Source organism: Streptomyces venezuelae (assembly GCF_008642355.1).
Lineage (GTDB): Bacteria > Actinomycetota > Actinomycetes > Streptomycetales > Streptomycetaceae > Streptomyces > Streptomyces venezuelae_B.
This window is the reverse complement of record NZ_CP029193.1, coordinates 1,766,851-1,783,559: the sequence shown is the minus strand read 5'-3', so window position 1 is coordinate 1,783,559 and position 16,709 is coordinate 1,766,851. Positions and strand designations below refer to the sequence as shown.

Annotated in this window: 18 protein-coding genes; 9 read left to right on the top strand and 9 right to left on the bottom strand. The window is 73.2% G+C overall.

The window, feature by feature from the left end; genetic code table 11:
- The first annotated feature begins 10 nt into the window (after positions 1-10).
- Entirely contained in the window at positions 11-355 is a 345-nt protein-coding gene (locus DEJ47_RS08270) for a PadR family transcriptional regulator (RefSeq protein WP_150166407.1), read from the top strand.
- Positions 352-1,113, top strand: a complete 762-nt coding sequence (locus DEJ47_RS08265; RefSeq protein WP_223828272.1) for a hypothetical protein — start codon at positions 352-354, stop codon at positions 1,111-1,113. Before DEJ47_RS08270 ends, DEJ47_RS08265 begins: the two co-directional genes overlap by 4 nt.
- 70 nt (positions 1,114-1,183) lie before the next feature.
- On the opposite strand, the gene DEJ47_RS08260 is transcribed toward DEJ47_RS08265, so the two are convergent.
- The 6 genes from DEJ47_RS08260 to DEJ47_RS08235 all read right to left on the bottom strand — a co-directional run bounded on the left by DEJ47_RS08260 (position 1,184) and on the right by DEJ47_RS08235 (position 7,038).
- Positions 1,184-2,632, bottom strand: a complete 1,449-nt coding sequence (locus tag DEJ47_RS08260; RefSeq protein ID WP_150166405.1) for a peptidoglycan D,D-transpeptidase FtsI family protein — start codon at positions 2,630-2,632, stop codon at positions 1,184-1,186.
- 104 nt (positions 2,633-2,736) lie between these two features.
- A complete protein-coding gene (locus tag DEJ47_RS08255; RefSeq protein WP_150166403.1) occupies positions 2,737-3,396 on the bottom strand; it encodes a response regulator transcription factor in 660 nt (219 codons plus the stop codon).
- Complete coding sequence (locus tag DEJ47_RS08250; RefSeq protein WP_223828271.1) at positions 3,393-4,664, bottom strand: histidine kinase; 1,272 nt, start codon at positions 4,662-4,664, stop codon at positions 3,393-3,395. Before DEJ47_RS08250 ends, DEJ47_RS08255 begins: the two co-directional genes overlap by 4 nt.
- Positions 4,661-5,686, bottom strand: a complete 1,026-nt coding sequence (locus tag DEJ47_RS08245; protein ID WP_190415330.1) for a hypothetical protein — start codon at positions 5,684-5,686, stop codon at positions 4,661-4,663. The genes DEJ47_RS08250 and DEJ47_RS08245 overlap by 4 nt, the downstream gene beginning before the upstream one ends.
- Positions 5,687-5,784: 98 nt before the next feature.
- Complete coding sequence (locus DEJ47_RS08240) at positions 5,785-6,261, bottom strand: GNAT family N-acetyltransferase (RefSeq protein WP_150166401.1); 477 nt, start codon at positions 6,259-6,261, stop codon at positions 5,785-5,787.
- A gap of 3 nt (positions 6,262-6,264) precedes the next feature.
- Complete coding sequence (locus DEJ47_RS08235; RefSeq protein WP_150166399.1) at positions 6,265-7,038, bottom strand: IclR family transcriptional regulator; 774 nt, start codon at positions 7,036-7,038, stop codon at positions 6,265-6,267.
- 124 nt (positions 7,039-7,162) lie between these two features.
- Here DEJ47_RS08235 and DEJ47_RS08230 point away from each other — a divergent pair, with 124 nt between their 5' ends.
- Positions 7,163-8,695 carry an aldehyde dehydrogenase (NADP(+)) gene (locus tag DEJ47_RS08230; RefSeq protein ID WP_150166397.1) on the top strand — a complete coding sequence of 511 codons (1,533 nt, stop codon included), beginning with the start codon at positions 7,163-7,165 and terminating at the stop codon, positions 8,693-8,695.
- Positions 8,696-8,759: 64 nt separating this feature from the next.
- Here DEJ47_RS08230 and DEJ47_RS08225 read toward each other — a convergent pair whose 3' ends face one another.
- Positions 8,760-9,899 (bottom strand): Gfo/Idh/MocA family protein, encoded by a 1,140-nt coding sequence (locus DEJ47_RS08225; RefSeq protein ID WP_150166395.1) that lies wholly within the window; start codon positions 9,897-9,899, stop codon positions 8,760-8,762.
- Positions 9,900-9,962: 63 nt separating this feature from the next.
- Here DEJ47_RS08225 and DEJ47_RS08220 point away from each other — a divergent pair, with 63 nt between their 5' ends.
- The 5 genes from DEJ47_RS08220 (at position 9,963) to DEJ47_RS08200 (ending at position 13,955) form a co-directional block, all read left to right on the top strand.
- Entirely contained in the window at positions 9,963-10,328 is a 366-nt protein-coding gene (locus DEJ47_RS08220; RefSeq protein WP_150166393.1) for a winged helix-turn-helix transcriptional regulator, read from the top strand.
- A 96-nt stretch (positions 10,329-10,424) separates the two neighbouring features.
- Positions 10,425-11,141: a DsbA family oxidoreductase gene (locus DEJ47_RS08215; protein WP_150166391.1), complete on the top strand. Its 717-nt coding sequence runs from the start codon at positions 10,425-10,427 to the stop codon at positions 11,139-11,141.
- A 22-nt stretch (positions 11,142-11,163) separates the two neighbouring features.
- Entirely contained in the window at positions 11,164-12,219 is a 1,056-nt protein-coding gene (locus DEJ47_RS08210) for an aminotransferase class V-fold PLP-dependent enzyme (protein WP_150166389.1), read from the top strand.
- A 66-nt stretch (positions 12,220-12,285) separates the two neighbouring features.
- On the top strand, positions 12,286-12,924 hold the full coding sequence (locus tag DEJ47_RS08205; RefSeq protein WP_398333180.1) for an RNA polymerase sigma factor: 639 nt from the start codon (positions 12,286-12,288) through the stop codon (positions 12,922-12,924).
- Positions 12,921-13,955 carry a maleylpyruvate isomerase family mycothiol-dependent enzyme gene (locus tag DEJ47_RS08200; protein WP_150166385.1) on the top strand — a complete coding sequence of 345 codons (1,035 nt, stop codon included), beginning with the start codon at positions 12,921-12,923 and terminating at the stop codon, positions 13,953-13,955. Before DEJ47_RS08205 ends, DEJ47_RS08200 begins: the two co-directional genes overlap by 4 nt.
- 30 nt (positions 13,956-13,985) lie before the next feature.
- On the opposite strand, the gene DEJ47_RS08195 is transcribed toward DEJ47_RS08200, so the two are convergent.
- Positions 13,986-14,510: a MarR family winged helix-turn-helix transcriptional regulator gene (locus DEJ47_RS08195; protein ID WP_150166384.1), complete on the bottom strand. Its 525-nt coding sequence runs from the start codon at positions 14,508-14,510 to the stop codon at positions 13,986-13,988.
- A 148-nt stretch (positions 14,511-14,658) separates the two neighbouring features.
- Between DEJ47_RS08195 and DEJ47_RS08190 the strand changes: the two genes are divergently transcribed.
- Positions 14,659-15,732, top strand: coding sequence for an alkene reductase (locus tag DEJ47_RS08190; protein ID WP_150166382.1), 1,074 nt, complete (start codon positions 14,659-14,661; stop codon positions 15,730-15,732).
- A 59-nt stretch (positions 15,733-15,791) separates the two neighbouring features.
- Here DEJ47_RS08190 and thpD read toward each other — a convergent pair whose 3' ends face one another.
- On the bottom strand, positions 15,792-16,691 hold the full coding sequence (thpD, locus tag DEJ47_RS08185) for an ectoine hydroxylase (RefSeq protein ID WP_150166380.1): 900 nt from the start codon (positions 16,689-16,691) through the stop codon (positions 15,792-15,794).
- Between the last annotated feature and the right edge of the window lie 18 nt (positions 16,692-16,709).

Genomic DNA, 16,709 nt, shown 5'->3' with positions numbered 1-16,709 from the left:
GAGATGTGACGTGACGACCGACCGCCGCGCCAGCTGGTTCAAGGGCGTCCTCGACCTGCTCGTGCTCGCCGCCCTCACCGACGGCGAGAGCTACGGCTACGAGATCGCCAAACAACTCGGGGCCGCGGGCTTCGGCCAGATCAAGGGCGGCACGCTCTACCCCGTGCTCAACCGCCTGGAGGAGGCGGACCTGGTCGCCGCGGAGTTCCGGGTCACCGAGAAGGGCCCCGGCCGGCGCTACTACCGGCTCACCGACGCCGGACGCGCGACCCTCGGCGAACAGGGCGGGCTGTGGCTCGCTTTCGACGGATCCGTACGCGAGGCCCTCGCCAAGGCGGGAGTGGAGTCACGATGACCACGCAGAACACGCCCTCCGCGCAGTACATGCGGGACGGCTACCTCATCGACCTCGCCGAGCGGCTCCGGGCGCGCGGCCTGCCCGCCGACCGCGTCGAGACGACCGTCACGGACCTCGCCGCGCACCTCGAAGAGTCCGGGGCCGAGGACGCGGAGGCCGAGTTCGGGCCCGCCGACGAGTTCGCGGCCCAGCTGGTGCCCGCCGCGGGGGAGCGGGCACCACGGACGCCGGACAAGACGGTCGAGACCTGGCGCTGGACCGCCGACACCTACGTCGACGAGGAGCTCCTCAACCGCTTCGGCGACGAGGGCTGGGAGGTCGAACGCGTCGACGCCCTCGGCCGCTTCGTCAGCCACCGGGACGTGGCGCAGCCGCAGCGCTGGGAGTACCGGCGCGAGCTGATCACACGCGGGCGCGAGAACCTCGACGAGCGGCTCGCCCCCGACGGCTGGGAGGCCTGCGGGACGTGGATCGTCTACGCCTGGTTCAAACGGCCGCGCGCCGCGAGCCTCGGGCCCGCCGCGCGCGTGGAGTCACCGCCGCCCGTGCCGGAGCGGTCCCGCTTCTTCAGCCGCAAGTTCCACGTCCTCCTCGGCGTGCTCGCCCTCGCGGTGGCCGCCGCCGGTGTCTCCGTCGCCGTCGATGACGGGGAGGCGAGCTCCGGCCTCGGGTTCGTGGTGGGCCTGGTCGCCGGGGTGGTCGCGGTCGCGGGCGTGATGGGGGCGCTGCACATGTGGCGCGGGCGCCGCCCCTGACCCGGGGGGAGGGGGTCGGGGCGGCGCCTCGGGAGGGAGCGTCAGGCGGGTGAGGCGGTGTGGTCGTCGCTCAGGACTTCAGCGCCGCCGACATCATCGCCTTCGCGATCGGCGCAGCCAGACCGTTGCCGCTGACCTCGTCGCGTGCCGCGCTCGACGACTCGATCATCACCGCGACCGCCACCTCCTTGCCGTCGCCGCCCTTGGCGTACGACGTGAACCAGGCGTACGGCGTCTTGCTGTTGTTCTCGCCGTGCTGCGCCGTACCGGTCTTGCCGCCCACCGTCGCGCCGTCGATCTTCGCGTTGGTGCCGGTGCCCTTCTCGACGACCGTCTGCATCGCGGACTGCAGGCCCTCGGCGGTCGACGTGTCCATCACGCGCTGCGACGCGCCGTCGTCGTACTTCTCCAGGACGTCGCCGCCGGAGTCGCTGATCTGCGACACCATGTGCGGCTTCTCCAGCACGCCGCCGTTGGCGATGGCCGCGGAGACCATCGACATCTGGAGCGGCGTCGCCGTGACGTCGAACTGGCCGATGCCGCTGAGCGCGGTCTGCGCCTTGTCCATGCCGGACGGGTAGACGCTCTTGGCCGCGCGCACCGGCACGTCCAGCTTGTCCGTGTCGAAGCCCATCTTGTCCGCCATCGCCTTGACCTTGTCCTGGCCCAGGTCGACGGCCATCTTCGCGAAGACGTTGTTGCACGAGTACTGCAGCGCCGTGCGGATGTTCGCGTTCTCGCAGGGAGCCGACTGGTTCTCGTTCTTGAGGACCGTGCGCGTGCCGGGCAGCGTGTACGGGTTCGGGCTGCTCGTCCGCTCGTCCACCGAGCCGTACAGACCGTCCTCCAGGGCCGCTGCCGCGACGACCAGCTTGAAGGTGGAACCGGGCGGGAGCGGCTGCCGCATCGCGCGGTTGACCATCGGCTTCTCCTTGTCGGTGGTCAGCTCCTTCCACGCCTCGGAGTCCGACGAGCCGCTGATCCTCGACGGGTCGTACGACGGGGTCGAGACCATGCCGAGGATCTTGCCGGTCTCGGGGTCGATGGCCACGGCGGCGCCCTTGGTGTCGCCGAGCGCCTTGTACCCGGCCTTCTGCACCGCCGGGTCGATCGTCGTGACCACGTCACCGGGGGCGGCCCGCTTGTTGGTGAGCACGTCGAGGGGGTTCTTCAGGCGGTTGTCGGTGCCGTCGAGCAGGTCCTTGTAGATGCCCTCTAGCTGAGTGGCGCCGTACACCTGCGAGCTGTACCCCGTGATGGGCGAGTAGAGGGCGCCGTTCTTGTACGTGCGCTTGTACGCGAGGTCTCCTCCCTTCGTCCTTTCGGAGCCGGTGATGGCCTCACCGCCCACGATGATGTCGCCCAGCGGATTCGCGTACTGCGCCATCACGTTCCGCCGGTTGTGCTTGTCGTCCGCGAGAGCCGTCGAGTCGTGGAACTGCACCCATGTCGCCCGCACCAGCAGGGCGAGCACGAGCAGCAGCGCGAAGACCGAGGCGCGCCTGATCGTCTTGTTCATCCCGTGGGAGGACGAACGGAGGGGACGGTTTCGTTCCCTTCTGGCGTGCTTGAGGCGGTTTTCTCATCCAGTCCTCATGTGTCGTCCGGACGGGGTCCGGCCGCTCAGCCGGTCTTCATGAAGCCCGCCTCGTACGCCGCGATCACCGCCTGCGTGCGGTCCCGCGCCCCGGTCTTGGCGAGGACGGACGCCACATGCGTCTTCACCGTCGCCGCGCCCACGCCCATCCGCCCGGCGATCTCCGCGTTGGTGAGTCCCGCCGCCATCAGCCGCAGCACCTCGCTCTCGCGGCCGGTGAGCCGGGCCATCCAGGCGGGCGGGGCGGGCTCGGCGCGGCCGTGCTCGGCGGCCAGGGCGCGGACCGCCGCGGGGAAGAGCAGCGAGTCGCTGCGCGCGACGAGCCGGACCGCCTGGACGAGCTCGTCCGCGTCCGCCCGCTTGAGGAGGAACCCGGCGGCTCCCGCGCGCAGCGCCTCGTACACGTAGGCGTCGTTCTCGAAGGTCGTCACGACGACGACGCGCGGCGGCGCGGACATCGTCCGCAGGATCTGCTCGGTGGCGCGGATGCCGTCGACCTCCGGCATGCGGACGTCCATCAGGACCACGTCGGGCTTCAGGTCCCGTACGACGGAGACCGCCTCGGCGCCCGTCGTCGCCTCGCCGACCACGTCGATGCCCCGTTCGGCCGAGAGGATCGCGCGCAGGGCGGTGCGGACCATGCGTTCGTCGTCGGCGAGGACGACCCTGATGCCGTTCGCGGTCACTGCTGTCTCTCCACTCGCTCATCTTTCAGAGGCAGTCGTACGTCCAGGTGCCACGTGCCGTCGCGGGGGCCCGCGTCCGCCGTGCCGCCGAGCAGCCGGGCCCGGTCGGCGATGCCGCGCAGGCCGTGGCCGCCGCCGGGCCGGGAGGCGGGGGAGCAGGCCGGGAGGGGGTTCTCGGCCGTGACGGTCAGCTCGGTGCCGACCACGGCGACGCGCAGGGTGACGGAGGTGGCGTCGCCGCCGTGCCGCAGCGCGTTGCTCAGGGCCTCCTGGACGATGCGGTAGGCCTCGCGGGAGACCTGCGGGGGCAGCGTGTCGGGGTCCGCGTCGACCGTCGCGGACACGCGCAGGCCGCCCGCGCGGGTGCGGCGCAGGAGGCCGTCGAGGTCGGCGCCGAGCGTGGGGGCGGGGGCCGTCGGGCGGGCGCCGTCGCCCTCGCGCAGCACGCCGAGCACGGCGTCCAGCTCGCCCACCGTGCGGCGCGTGGTCTCCTCGATGGCGGCGAGGGCCCCGCGCACGAACTCCGGGTCGTGGTCGAGGACGCGGCGGGCCGCGCTCGCCTGGAGGGTGACCGCGCTGAGGGCGTGGCCGACCGAATCGTGCAGTTCGCGCGCGAGGCGGTTGCGGACGGCGAGGTCGGCGGCGCGGCGCTCGGCGGCCGCGAGCCGGTCGGCGGGCGTCGGCCCGAGGAGGCCGGGCGCCCAGCGCGCGAGGAGCCCGCCGGCCGCGGCGGCGCAGGCGGCGAGCGCGGCGAACGAGAGCAGACCGGCGACGGGGGAGAGGACGAGCCACCAGGGTTCGTCGAAGAACGGGGGCGGCCCGGTGCTGTCGTCCCGCAGCGCGGGGACGAAGGGCAGTGCGACGAGGAACGCCGCGAACGGCGGCAGCGCGAGCGACATGCCGCTGACGACCCCGCCGAGGCCGAGGTGCAGCGTGAACCAGGCGACGGTGCGGCCACGTGCCGCGCGGGTCCGTGCGGGGCCGTCGGCGAGGGACTCGTCGGGCACCGCGCACAGGGCGCGCACGGCGGCCACCGACATGGGCCGGGTCAGCGGGAACAGCGCGGTGATCGCGGCGAGCGGCAGGCCCACGGCGAACGCGCTGAGCTGGGCGCCGAACGAGCCGAAGAACGTCCTGTCGCCGAAGAGCGGTCCGACGGCGACGGAGCCGACGAAGACGTACGGCATGGCGAGGGCCCCGCCGAGGATGAGGTGGATCCACCGGCGGCGGGTCCGGCGCCCGAAGAGGGCGGTGGCGAGTGACGTCACGCCGTGGACTCCGCCCGCCGCGTCAGGTGGCGGGCCCCGGCCGCGGCGACGAGCAACCCGGTGATCATCTGCACAGCGTAGGCCAGGACTGTCGGGCCGGAGGGGCCCGTGGCGAGGTCGTCCGCGGGGCCGGTGAGCGAGGCGGCGAGCAGCCAGGCGCCCCAGCAGCCCGTGGCCCCCGAGCCCGCCCACGCCAGGGCCAGCGGCACCTTCACGGGGAGCGCGGGAAGCCTGCGGAAGACGAGCACGAGGGCGCCGCCCACGGCGGCGACGAGGTACAAGACGTCCAGGAACTCCAGTACGTGGAAGTCGGCCGTACGCCCCTGAACCCGTCCTTCGCCGAGCCCCACGGTGGAGCCCGCGGCCCACAGGGCGTGCAGGCAGGCGGGGAAGAGGGCGAGCGGCGCGGCGACGACCGCGGCGGTCCGCGTCCACCGGTCGCCTCCGGACGGCGGCCCGTCCCCGATCCGTCCGCGCCACACATGTCCCCAGCGGTCCCGGGCGTGGAGCGCGAAGAGGGAACCGAGCGCGACACCCTGCACGATGAACCCGGTGTACACGACGCCGAAGACCCAGCCGTCGAGGAACGGCTCGTCCCCGCTGTTCCCCGACGGGCCGCCGGTATCGCCGCCGAGCGCGCCGACCGCGAGCTGCAGCGGGTACCCGGCCATGATCGGCGTCAGCAGCCCGGTGGCGACCCACAGGGGCGCGGCGAGCAGCCAGGCGGGCGCCCGCAGCCCCCACGGCAGGGTCAGGAGCAGCGCGAGCACGATGACGCCCGCGTCCATGAGGACGGTCACCCCATTGGCGACGATCATCGTCGCCCGGTGCTCCAGCAGTGGACTGCCGTCGGGGATCCCGACGTGACTCCCGCCGATCCAGGCGGCCTTGAGAGCGAGGTACGGCACGCAGGCGACCACGGAGACGAGCCGGAGGACGCGCCGGGGCCTGCTGAGACGGAGTGCCGCGGGCCCGACGGGCGGGGCGGCGGGCGGCGTTGCGGGGGACAGGGTCTGCGACATGCCTCAACGCTCCCGCCCGAGCACCCCTCCGCACCTCCTGCCCCGCGACGATCCACCTCCGCCGCACGGTGGAGGCCCGGCCACCGCGCGGCGGACCCTCAGCCGGCGTGCAGGACGAGGACGACCTCGTCGATCTCCTCGCCGCGGGCCGGTGCGTAGCCGCGGTCCTTCGCGGAGAACCGGAAGCCGCACTTCTCCAGGACCCTTATCGACGCCGCGTTGTCCGCCGCCGCGCGGGCGTAGAGCGGGCGGTCCCGCTCCAGTTCCAGGAGGCCGCGCAGGGCGGCCGTGGCGAGGCCGCGGCCCCAGTACGCGCGGTCGATCCAGTACGTGACCTCCCGCTCGCCCGGCGCTCCGTACACCCCCGCGTTCCCCACCACGTCCCCGTCCGCGAGGACCGTGCGGACGGCGATGTCGGCGGAGGTCCGCATCTTCGCCCAGTGCGCCTCGAAGGCGTCGTGGTCGGACGGGTCCTCGGGGGTGAACGCGGCCATGCGGGTCGCTTCGGGGTCGTTCATCTGCCGGAAGAAGACGGGCAGATCGCTGTCGTGGACTTCGCGCAGGCTGACATCCATGCGTCAGAGCCTACGAGTCGCCAGTGACAGCCGGTCGCGCGCGTCGAAGAGCGCGTCCTTCACCATCTGTTCGTGCGCGGGCGTGAGCCGCGCCACCGGCACGGAGCAGCTGATCGCGTCGCGCGCGGGCGTGCGGTAGGGGATGGCCACGCCGAAGCAGCGAAGTCCGAGCGTGTTCTCCTCGCGGTCGACCGCGAAGCCCTGCTCGCGGACCACGCGCAGCTCCTCGACGAGCTTCTCGCGGTCGGTGATCGTGTGCTCGGTGAGCGCGGGCAGCGTCTCCGGGAGCATCTTGCGGACCTGGTCGTCGGTGTACGTCGCGAGCAGCGCCTTGCCGAGCGACGTGGAGTGCGCGGGCAGGCGGCGGCCGACGCGCGTGAAGGGGCGGAGGTAGTGCTGCGACTGCCGGGTGGCGAGGTAGACGACGTTCGTGCCGTCGAGCCGCGCGAGGTGGATGGTCTCCGTGGTGTCGTCGGAGAGCCGGTCGAGGGTCGGGCGGGCGGCGGCCACGACTTCGTCGCCGTCGATGTACGACGTGCCGACGAGCAGGGCGCGCACCCCGATCCCGTACCGCGTGCCGGTCGCGTCCGTCTCCACCCAGCCGAGCTCCACCAGGGTGCGCAGCAGCATGTAGAGGCTCGACTTGGGGTATCCGACGGCCTCCTGGACGGCTGCCAAGGAGTGCATTCCGGGACGGCCCGCGAAGTACTCGAGCAATTCCACCGTCCGCACGGCGGACTTGACCTGCGCACCGCCTCCGGTCTCGCCAGCCGACATCGCCCTTGACCCCTTTGAACGCCGAGAAATAGTCTCCGAAGTCCCCGCCATTCATCAACGAAGACAGCGTTCAGCATATCGAACAGCCCTGGTGAGTGGCATACCTTTGGAAAGGGAAACCGCGGTGGCAGCAGCACCAGTCTGGAGTGTCGACCCCCGAACCGGGAAGCAGCGCGAGCAGGTTGCGGTGGAGGCCACAGCCGAAGAGGTCGACGTCGCGGTCCGCGCCGCCCGCGACGCCGCGTCCGCCCTCGCCGACCGCACGGTCCGTGCCGCCTTCCTGCGCACCGCGGCGGACCTCCTCGAAGAGGCGAAGGACCACCTCGTGGAGGCCGCGGACGCGGAGACCGCCCTCGGCCCCGTCCGGCTCTCCGGCGAACTCGCCCGCACCTGCTACCAGTTGCGCGCCTTCGCGGACATGGTCGACGAGGGTGCCTTCCTCGGCATCGTCATCGACCACCCCGACGCCTCGGCGACCCCGCCCGTCCCGGACCTGCGCCGCTACAAGATCCCGCTCGGCGTCGTCGCGGTCTACTCCGCCTCCAACTTCCCGTTCGCCTTCTCCGTGCCCGGCGGCGACACGGCGAGCGCCCTCGCCGCGGGCTGCCCCGTCGTGGTCAAGGCCCACCCCGACCACCCCGGCACCTCGGAGCTGGTCGCCTCCGTGCTGCGCAGGGCCGCGGTCCGGCACGGCATCCCCGAAGGCGTCCTCGGTCTCGTGCACGGCTTCGACGCGGGCGTCGAACTCGTCAAGCACCCGCTGGTCGCCGGCGCCGGATTCACCGGCTCCATCCGCGGCGGGCGCGCCCTCTTCGACGCGGCCAACGCCCGGCCCGTGCCGATCCCCTTCCACGGCGAGCTCGGCTCCCTCAACCCCGTCGTCGTCACCGAGGCGGCGGCCGCCGAGCGCGGCGAGCAGATCGGCACCGGACTCGCGGGCTCCATGACGCTCGGCGTCGGCCAGTTCTGCGTCAAGCCCGGCCTGGTCCTCGCCCCCGAGGGCGCGGGCGGCGACCGGCTCGTGAAGTCCCTGACCGAGGCGGTCAGCAACACCGAGTCGGGGGTGCTCCTCGACCACCGCATGCGGGACAACTTCGTCGCCGGGGTGCGCGAGCGCGCCGCCCTGCCCGACGTGGACGCGCCGGTCACCCCCGGCGCGGGCGGCGAGCACACCGTCAGCGCGGGCTTCCTCACCGTCCCGGCCGCGCGCCTCGCCGCCGAAGGGGCGCACGACCTGCTCCTGGAGGAGTGCTTCGGCCCGGTCACCGTCGTCGCGCGCTACGCCGACGACGCGGAGATCACCGCCGTCCTCTCCCGCCTGCCCGGCAACCTCACCGCCACCGTGCAGCTCTCCTCGGACGAGGCCGCGGGGGAGAGCGGCCGGGGCGTCGAACTGCTCGCCGAGCTGACGCCGCTCGCCGGACGCGTCCTCGTCGACGGCTGGCCGACCGGCGTCGCCGTCGCCCCCGCCCAGCACCACGGCGGCCCCTACCCCGCCACCACGTCGACCTCGACGTCGGTGGGCGGCACGGCCGTCGAACGGTGGCTGCGCCCGGTCGCGTACCAGAACACCCCCGAGGCGCTGCTCCCGCCGGAGCTGCGCGACGACAACCCGCTGGGACTGCCCCGGCGCTACGACGGGCGCCTGCAGCACTGAGTCCGCGGGCGGGCCCCGCCGGGACCGCTTCGCGCCTCCCGACTGCGGGACGGCTCGCAGAGCCTCACGGGCCCTGGAGCAGCACGCGCGTGCCGGTCGCCGCCGACCGTTCGACGGCGTCGAGCAGCCGCTGGCGCCGGACCGCGTGCGCGAAGTCCGGTGCGTGCGCGGTGCCTCCCCTGAGGTCGGCGAGGACCTGCGCGTACTGCGCGCCCACGTTGTACGCGGGCAGCCCCCGCAGCCCCTCGACGGCGGGCACGTCGAAGTAGCGTGCGGGCAACGGGAGTTCGGCGACACCGGTGTCCGTGCCGCGTCCGCCCCGCACGGTCAGGGACGCCTGCTGGAGATGGCCGGAGTCTCCGGTGACCACGAGGTCGCCCTCCGTGCCGTTGATCTCCCAGTGGAAGTCCGTGCCCCGCGAGAGCCCGGCCCGGAAGTGCACGGAGGCGACGGCCCCCGACGCGAGCCGCCCGCTGACCGCGATCTGGTCGTCGACGGTCATCGCGGCCGGGCGGCCCGTGCCCTCCTCGTGCACCACCGGGCGCCGGGTCGCCAGGGTCGCGGAGACCTCGGTGAACTCGCCGAGCACCATCGAGACGGCGTCGACGGTGTGGCCGAAGGGGATGGTCAGCATGGTCCCGCCGTTCCGCCGGTCGAGGAGGTACTCCCCGGCCGGTTCGAAGACGGGCCCCCAGCGCCGCCCCGACGCCACGAGACCGGTCGACAGGACCTCCCCGACGTAGCCCTCCGCGACGAGATCGCGCACGAACCGCACCACGGGTGCCGAGCGGGCCTGCAGCCCCACGAACGTCCGCACCCCTGCCCGCTCCGCTGCCGCCGCCAGCTCCTCCGCCTCGGCGACCCCGTTGCCGAGCGGCCACTCGCAGAGCACCGCCTTGCCCGCGTCCAGCGCGCCCAGGACCACCTCGCGGTGCAGCGGCACCCGCACGCTCACCACGACGAGATCCACCTCGTCGCTGCGGACGAGCTCCGCGGTCGAGCCGAAGGCCAGCGGCACCCCGTACCTGGCGCCCGCGGCCCGCGCCGAGGCGTCGCTCGACGCGGACAGCGCGCGGAGCTCGTACCCGTCGAGCAGGGAGAGCGCGGGGACGTGGGAGTGCGGCGCCCAGCCGCCGCGGGCGGACAGGCCGACGAGACCGACACGGACGGGGGCGGAAAAGGCGGGGGCGGGGAAGGAGTTCATGGCCGGCACGGTAGGAGCCGCCCCCTGATCACCCGCAAGGGACCCAACTATATTTTGGAAACCATGACTGGTCAGACCCCTGAGGACCCCTCCACCCGGCACGACATCTACGGCCTCCTCTGCCCGGGACGTGCGATCTTCGAGCTGCTCGTCAACAAGTGGACCGGCCTCGCCGTCACCGCCCTGGAGGACGGCCCGCGCCGGTTCGGTGAGCTCCGCCGCCAGCTGGAGGGCGTCAGCCCGAAGGTGCTCACCCGGACCCTGCGCCGCCTGGAGGACCACGGCCTGGTGACCCGCACGGTCCACGCCGAGGTGCCGCCCCGCGTCGAGTACGCGCTCACCGACCTCGGCCGCGGCGCCCTGGAACCCCTCGCCCACCTGCGCACCTGGATCAGGGCGAACACGGGGAGGTTCACGGCGGCACGGTGAGGCCGGGGGAATGCGGTGCTTTGCCCGTACGTTGACGGCAGGAGCGGAGGCCACCTCCGCACCGACCTGACGTACGACCTGAAGAGAGCCACACACATGCGCGTCGAGATCTGGAGCGACATCGCCTGCCCCTGGTGCTACGTGGGCAAGGCCCGCTTCGAGAGGGCGCTCGCCGCCTTCCCGCACCGTGACGGCGTCGAGGTCGTGCACCGCTCCTTCGAGCTGGACCCGGGGCGCGCCAAGGGCGACACCGGGCTCGTCCTGCCGATGCTGATGCAGAAGTACGGCATGAGCGAGGAGCAGGCCCGCGAGGGCGAGAAGCGGCTCGGGGAGAACGCCGCCGCCGAAGGCCTCGACTACCGCACCGAGGGCCGCGACCACGGCAACACCTTCGACATGCACCGCCTGCTGCACCTCGCCAAGGAACAGGGCAGGCAGGACGAGCTGATCGGGCTGCTCTACCGCGCGAACTTCGCCGAGGAGCGGTCCGTCTTCGCGGACGACGCGCGCGTCGTGGAGCTCGCCGTCGAGGCGGGACTGGACGAGGGCGAGGTGCGGGCGGTCCTCGCCGACCCGGAGCGGTACGCCGACGACGTCCGCGCGGACGAGCGCGAGGCCGCCGAGCTGGGCGCGAACGGCGTGCCGTTCTTCGTCCTCGACCGCAAGTACGGCATCTCCGGCGCCCAGCCCGCCGAGGTCTTCACGCAGGCCCTTGAGCAGGCGTGGGGCGAGCGCGCGCCGCTCACGACCCTCGCGTCGGCCGACGGCGGCGACGCCTGCGGGCCCGACGGGTGCGCGGTTCCGCAGGCCTGACACGCCGCATAGGTTGATCCCCATGCGCACCATGGGGATCAACACCGGTAAGGAATTCGCTCCCACCTCGACCTATTTGAACACCGCCGCTTGCGGGCTGCTGCCGCGTCGCGCCGTCGACGCGATCCGCACGCTCGCCGTGGAGAACGGTGAGGGGCGTCCGGGCGGCTCCGGTGACTCCGAGAGGGTCGACGCGGCGCGGGCCGCCTTCGCCCGCATCGTCGGCGTGGCCGAGGGCCGCGTGGCGGTCGGCGGTTCCGTGGCCGTGCACGCCGGGCTGATCGCCGCTTCCCTGCCGCCGAGCGCCGAAGTCCTCGTGCCCGAGGGGGACTTCGCCTCCATCGTCAACCCGTTCGTGCTGCGCGGCGACCTCAAGGTGCGGTACGCGCCGCTGGAGGAGCTCGCCGCCGCGGTCCGGCCCACGACCACGCTCGTCTCCTTCTCCGCCGTCCAGTCCGCCGACGGCCGCACCGCCGACCTGCCCGCCGTTCGCGAGGCCGCCGCCGCCCACGGCGCGCGCACCCTCCTCGACGCGACGCAGGCCGTGGGCTGGCTGCCGCTGGCCGCCGACGCGTACGACTACACCCTCACCGGCGCCTTCAAGTGGCTGCTGTGCCCGCGCGGCGTGTCCTTCCTGACCGTGCGCGAGGACGCCCAGGAATCCCTCGCCCCGCTGCACGCAGGTCTGCTGGCCGCGGCCGACACCTCGGACTCCACGTACGGCCCGCTCGCCGAACTCGCCCCCGACGCCCGCCGGTTCGACGAACCCGTCGCCTTCCTCGCCTACCACGGCGCCGCCGCGTCCCTCACCCTCGTCGAGGAGACCGGCGTCGGCGCGATACGCGCCCACGACACCGCGCTCGCCGCCCGCTACCGCGCGGGGCTCGCCGCCCTCGGCCACGCCCCCGTGCCGGGCACCTCGCCCATCGTCTCCGTGCCCGGACTCGCCGACCGGGCACCGGAGTTGACGCGTGCGGGCATTCTGACGTCGGCACGGGCGGGGCACCTGAGGGCCGCGTTCCACCTGTACAACACCGAGGCTGATGTGGACCGTCTCCTCGACGTGCTGTCGGGCTGAAGCCTGGCGCGGCGGGCCGCGGGGCGCCACGCTTGGCAGTGCTACGCGGCCGCGCGGCCGCACGAGGTGGTGGTGCCGGTGGAGCCGTCCGCCGAGAGGCCGGGCACGTCGGACCTGCCGTCCGGCGCGGCGAGGGTGCCCGTCGACGCCGAGCTGCACCGACGGCTCGTCTACGGCGAGGAGGCGGCGCTCGCCGACGCCTACGCCGCGTACGGCGTGCTCGTCCACCGCGTCGCCACCCGCGTCACCCGCGACCGCACCGCCGCCGAGGACGTGACCCAGGAGGTCTTCGCCCACTTGTGGACCAGGCCCTACACCTTCGACGCGCGCCGCGGCAGCCTGCGCGGCTGGCTGTCGATGCTCGCCCACCGGCGCGCCGTGGACTGGGTCCGCGGCGAGGAGCGTCACCGCAAGGCCGCTCACGCCGACGAGATGTCCCTGCGGGCCGTCCCGGCGCCCGGCCCCTCCCCGGACGAGGCGATCCTGGAACAGGAACGCTCCCTGCTCCTGCACTCCGCCCTCGCCCGGCTCCCGCTGCCCCAGCAACAGGTGGTGCACCTCGCCTACTTCGCCGGCCGCACCTACCGCCAGGCCGCCGTCGAACTCGGCATCCCCGAGGGCACCGCGAAGACCCGCCTGCGAACGGCCCTGCGCACCCTCGCCGAGACCCTCGCGGACCCACCCCTGCGAGGTGACCACCCATGACCGGCCCTCACGAAGAGGTACGCGAACTCCTCGGCGCCTGGGCCCTCGACGCCCTCATGCCGGGCGACGAGACCGCTGTCGTACGGCACGTGGGGGAGTGCGAGCACTGCGCGGCCGAGGCGGCGCGGCTGCGGGCCACCGTGCGGCACCTGGACGGCCCCGCGCCACCCGGCCCCGTACCGGACCCGGATCCCGGCCCGAGGGGACTCTCCCTCGCTCTGCGCAGCCGAGCCCCCGCCCTGCGCACCGCCCCGCACGCCGCGCCCTACGCCGCCGCGGTGGCCGGACTCCGGGCGCTCCTCGCCGAGCTGGACGAGCACGGGCCGTGGGGGACGCCGGTCGTCCACGAATGGGACGTGCACGACACGGTCGCGCATCTGATCGCCGCGGACGAGCCCCTGGCCCGGCACGTCGACAGGAACGGACAGGCCCCCGCGGCGCCCCCCGCCCCCTCCGGGCCGGCGACCCCGTGGCGCGTCGCGTGGGCGGCGCGCACCCGCGAGGTGATCCTCCGCGAACGGGCCCGTACGCCCGCCCAGACCGTCTCCACCTGGCGCAACCAGGCCGCCGGACTCCTCTCGTCCCGTGCCGCCCACGACCCCGAACTCGCCGCCCGCACCGTGCTGCTCACCGGCGGCCGGCTCCCCGTCGCCGACCACTTCCTCGCCCGCGCCTTCGAGGCGTGGGTGCACGCCCGCGACATCGGCACCGCCCTCGACCTGCCCGTCCCCCCGCCGCCCGCCCCGCACCTGTGGCAGCTGGTCCGCTTCGGCGTCCGCATCCTCGGCCCCGCTCTCGGGCCCGGCGCCCCGCCCGTCGCCCTGACGGTCTCGGGCGAAGGCGGCGAGACGGAGTGGATCCTGGGCAGCGGGGACGACCCGGTACGCGCGCAACTGGTCCTGGACCCGGTCGACTTCTGTTTGCTGATCGGCGGCCGTCGGGCCCCCGGCCAGGTCCCGCGCGGCATGTCGGGCGACGCGTCGGCGGCCGAGAACGTCCTGACCCGGGCGGCGTCGCTGTCCTGGCTGTAGCGCGGGCGCCTGACGCCCGTCAGGCCGCTCTCAGGCCCCCCGGCCCTTCCGCTCCGGGCAGTCCTCCGTCTCCCTGCACAGGTTCGTCTCGACCTTCGCGAGGAGCCGCGCCAGGTCCGCGCGTTCCGTGTCGTCGAGGCCCGCCAGCGTGTGGGTCTCCAGCTCGCCCCACGCGCGCTCCACCTGCGTGAGCAGGCCGCAGCTCGCCGCGCTCGCCTCGACCAGGACCGCGCGGCGGTCGGCCGGGTCGGGGCGGCGGCGCACATGACCCGCCTGCTCCAGGCGCTGCAGCATCTTCGTGACCGTGGACGGGTCGAGCTCGACCGCCTTGATCAGCTCGGACTGCCGCACCGCGCCCGCCTCCCACAGGTGCATCATCACGAACTCCTGGCCGGGGTAGAGGCCCAGGCCCTTCAGCAGCTTGCCCGCGGCGATGCGGTGCAGCCGGGCGACCCGGCTGACGGCGAGGCTGACGGGTCCCGCGGCGGCGACGCCGGACGCGCCGGGCGTACAGACGGGGTCGGCCGGGGGTGCCTGGACGGTGTCGGCCTTCATCGCGCGCTCCTGTAGTCGGTCGTGGATGTCGTTCGTGAGACGTCTGCGGAAACATTACCTTGGTCGGCCAAGGAATGGGTTACAGTGCTCTCGGCGCGAATGATTGGCCGACCACATATATCTGTCGCATCTCAGCCCGGGAGTTCTGATGACCACCGCGTTCGACTCGATCGACCTGTCCGGCACCCCGCTCCGCAACCGCATCGCCATGGCCCCCATGACCCGCAGCCGCGCCGGTGAGGGCGGTCTCGCCACCGATCTGACCGCCGAGTACTACGTGCAGCGCGCCTCCGCGGGCCTCATCGTCACCGAGGGCATACAGCCTTCCGTGGTCGGCCAGGGATATCCGGATACGCCGGGCCTGCACAGCGCCGACCAGATCGCCGCCTGGCGCAAGGTCACCGACGCCGTGCACGCCGCCGGGGGCACGATCTTCGCCCAGCTCATGCACGCGGGCCGCGTCGGCCACCCCGTCCTGCTGCCCGACGGACTGATCAACGTCGGTCCGTCACCCGTCGCCGCCGACGGGCAGGTCTACACCGCCGAGGGGCCCAAGGACTTCATCACCCCGCACGAGCTGACCGACGCCGAGATCCGTGCCACCGTCGCGGACTTCGCGACCGCCGCGCGCAACGCGGTCGACGCGGGCTTCGACGGCGTGGAGCTGCACGGCGCCAACGGCTACCTGATCCACCAGTTCCTCGCCCCCGGCTCCAACCGCCGCACCGACGCGTGGGGCGGCTCGCCCGAGAACCGCGTCCGGTTCGCCGTCGCGGTCGCCTCCGCCGTCGCCGAGGAGATCGGCGCCTCCCGCACCGGCTTCCGTGTCTCGCCCGGCAACCCCGCCAACGGCGTCTCCGAGCCCGACCCCGAGCCCGAGTACACCGCGCTCGCCAAGGAGCTCGGCGCGCTCGGCCTCGCGTACCTGCACGTGGTGGAGGTCGGCGACATCCGTGACCTCACCGTACGACTGCGGCAGGACTTCGGCGGCACGCTGGTCCTCAACCCGCACAGCGAAGGCCCCACAGGGCCCGACGCGCTCGCCCTGGTCGAGGACGGCACCGCGGACATCGTCGCCTTCGGCGCGCTGTTCCTCGCCAACCCCGACCTGCCGGCCCGCCTGAAGGCCGGCGGCCCCTACAACACCCCGGACCGCGCCACCTACTACGGCGGCACCGAGAAGGGCTACACCGACTACCCCTCCCTGACGCAGCGGCCGTGACACGGCGAACGGCCCGGCTCCCCGCATGGGGAACCGGGCCGGACTGGCCACCTATTGCGTCACTTCACGGGGGTGAAGTCCCGCGCCCCGATGTACTCGGGCCTGCGCACCGGCGCCGCGAACGGCTCCACCGCCGTGTTCTCCACGCTGTTGAACACGATGAAGACGTTGCTGCGCGGGTAGGGCGTGATGTTGTCGCCCGAGCCGTGCATGGCGTTGCAGTCGAACCACGTCGCCGAACCGGCCTCGCCCGTGAACAGGCGGATGCCGTAGTCGGACGCGAGGTGCGTGAGCGTCTCGTCCGACGGGATGCCCGCGTCCTGCATCTGCAGGGACCGCTTGTAGTTGTCCTTCGGCGTGGCGCCCGCACAGCCGAGGAACGTCTTGTGCGACCCCGGCATGATCATGAGACCACCGTTGGTGTCGTAGTTCTTCGTCAGCGCGATGGACACCGAGACGGTCCGCATGTTGGGCAGGCCGTCCTCCGCGTGCCAGGTCTCGAAGTCCGAGTGCCAGTAGAACCCGGAGGCGCCGAAGCCCGGCTTCACGTTGATCCGCGACTGGTGGACGTACACGTCCGAGCCGAGGATCTGCCGCGCCCTGCCGACGACCCGCGGGTCCGCCGCCAGCCTCGCGAAGACCTCACTGATCTTGTGCACCTCGAAGATCGACCGGATCTCCTGGGAGCGCGGCTCGACGATGGAGCGCTCGTTCTGACGCATCGCCGGATCGTTGATGAGCCGTTCCAGCTCGGAGTGGTACACGCTCACTTCGTCCGGGGTGATCAACTGGTCGATCGCCAGGAAACCGTCCCGCTCGAACCCGGCCAGATCCCCGGCCGTGATCGGCCCCGCTGCACCCGGCTCGGACCACACGACGGGGTCCTTGCGCTCGATCAGCACCTCTTCGGTGCCTCGCGTCGGGTACAGGTCACTGGTGCGTTCGGGTGCGGTGGTCATGGTGTTGCCTGCCTCTCC

Bases quoted from the DNA above. Each gene is read 5' to 3' on its own strand.
- DEJ47_RS08260 (WP_150166405.1), bottom strand. From the start codon at position 2,632: ATGAACAAGACGATCAGGCGCGCCTCGGTCTTCGCGCTGCTGCTCGTG.
- DEJ47_RS08200 (WP_150166385.1), top strand. From the start codon at position 12,921: ATGACCGGCCCTCACGAAGAGGTACGCGAACTCCTCGGCGCCTGGGCC.
- DEJ47_RS08210 (WP_150166389.1), top strand. From the start codon at position 11,164: ATGCGCACCATGGGGATCAACACCGGTAAGGAATTCGCTCCCACCTCG.
- DEJ47_RS08240 (WP_150166401.1), bottom strand. From the start codon at position 6,261: ATGGATGTCAGCCTGCGCGAAGTCCACGACAGCGATCTGCCCGTCTTC.
- DEJ47_RS08245 (WP_190415330.1), bottom strand. From the start codon at position 5,686: ATGTCGCAGACCCTGTCCCCCGCAACGCCGCCCGCCGCCCCGCCCGTC.
- DEJ47_RS08220 (WP_150166393.1), top strand. From the start codon at position 9,963: ATGACTGGTCAGACCCCTGAGGACCCCTCCACCCGGCACGACATCTAC.
- DEJ47_RS08190 (WP_150166382.1), top strand. From the start codon at position 14,659: ATGACCACCGCGTTCGACTCGATCGACCTGTCCGGCACCCCGCTCCGC.
- DEJ47_RS08265 (WP_223828272.1), top strand. From the start codon at position 352: ATGACCACGCAGAACACGCCCTCCGCGCAGTACATGCGGGACGGCTAC.
- thpD (WP_150166380.1), bottom strand. From the start codon at position 16,691: ATGACCACCGCACCCGAACGCACCAGTGACCTGTACCCGACGCGAGGC.
- DEJ47_RS08195 (WP_150166384.1), bottom strand. From the start codon at position 14,510: ATGAAGGCCGACACCGTCCAGGCACCCCCGGCCGACCCCGTCTGTACG.
- DEJ47_RS08235 (WP_150166399.1), bottom strand. From the start codon at position 7,038: ATGTCGGCTGGCGAGACCGGAGGCGGTGCGCAGGTCAAGTCCGCCGTG.
- DEJ47_RS08215 (WP_150166391.1), top strand. From the start codon at position 10,425: ATGCGCGTCGAGATCTGGAGCGACATCGCCTGCCCCTGGTGCTACGTG.
- DEJ47_RS08225 (WP_150166395.1), bottom strand. From the start codon at position 9,899: ATGAACTCCTTCCCCGCCCCCGCCTTTTCCGCCCCCGTCCGTGTCGGT.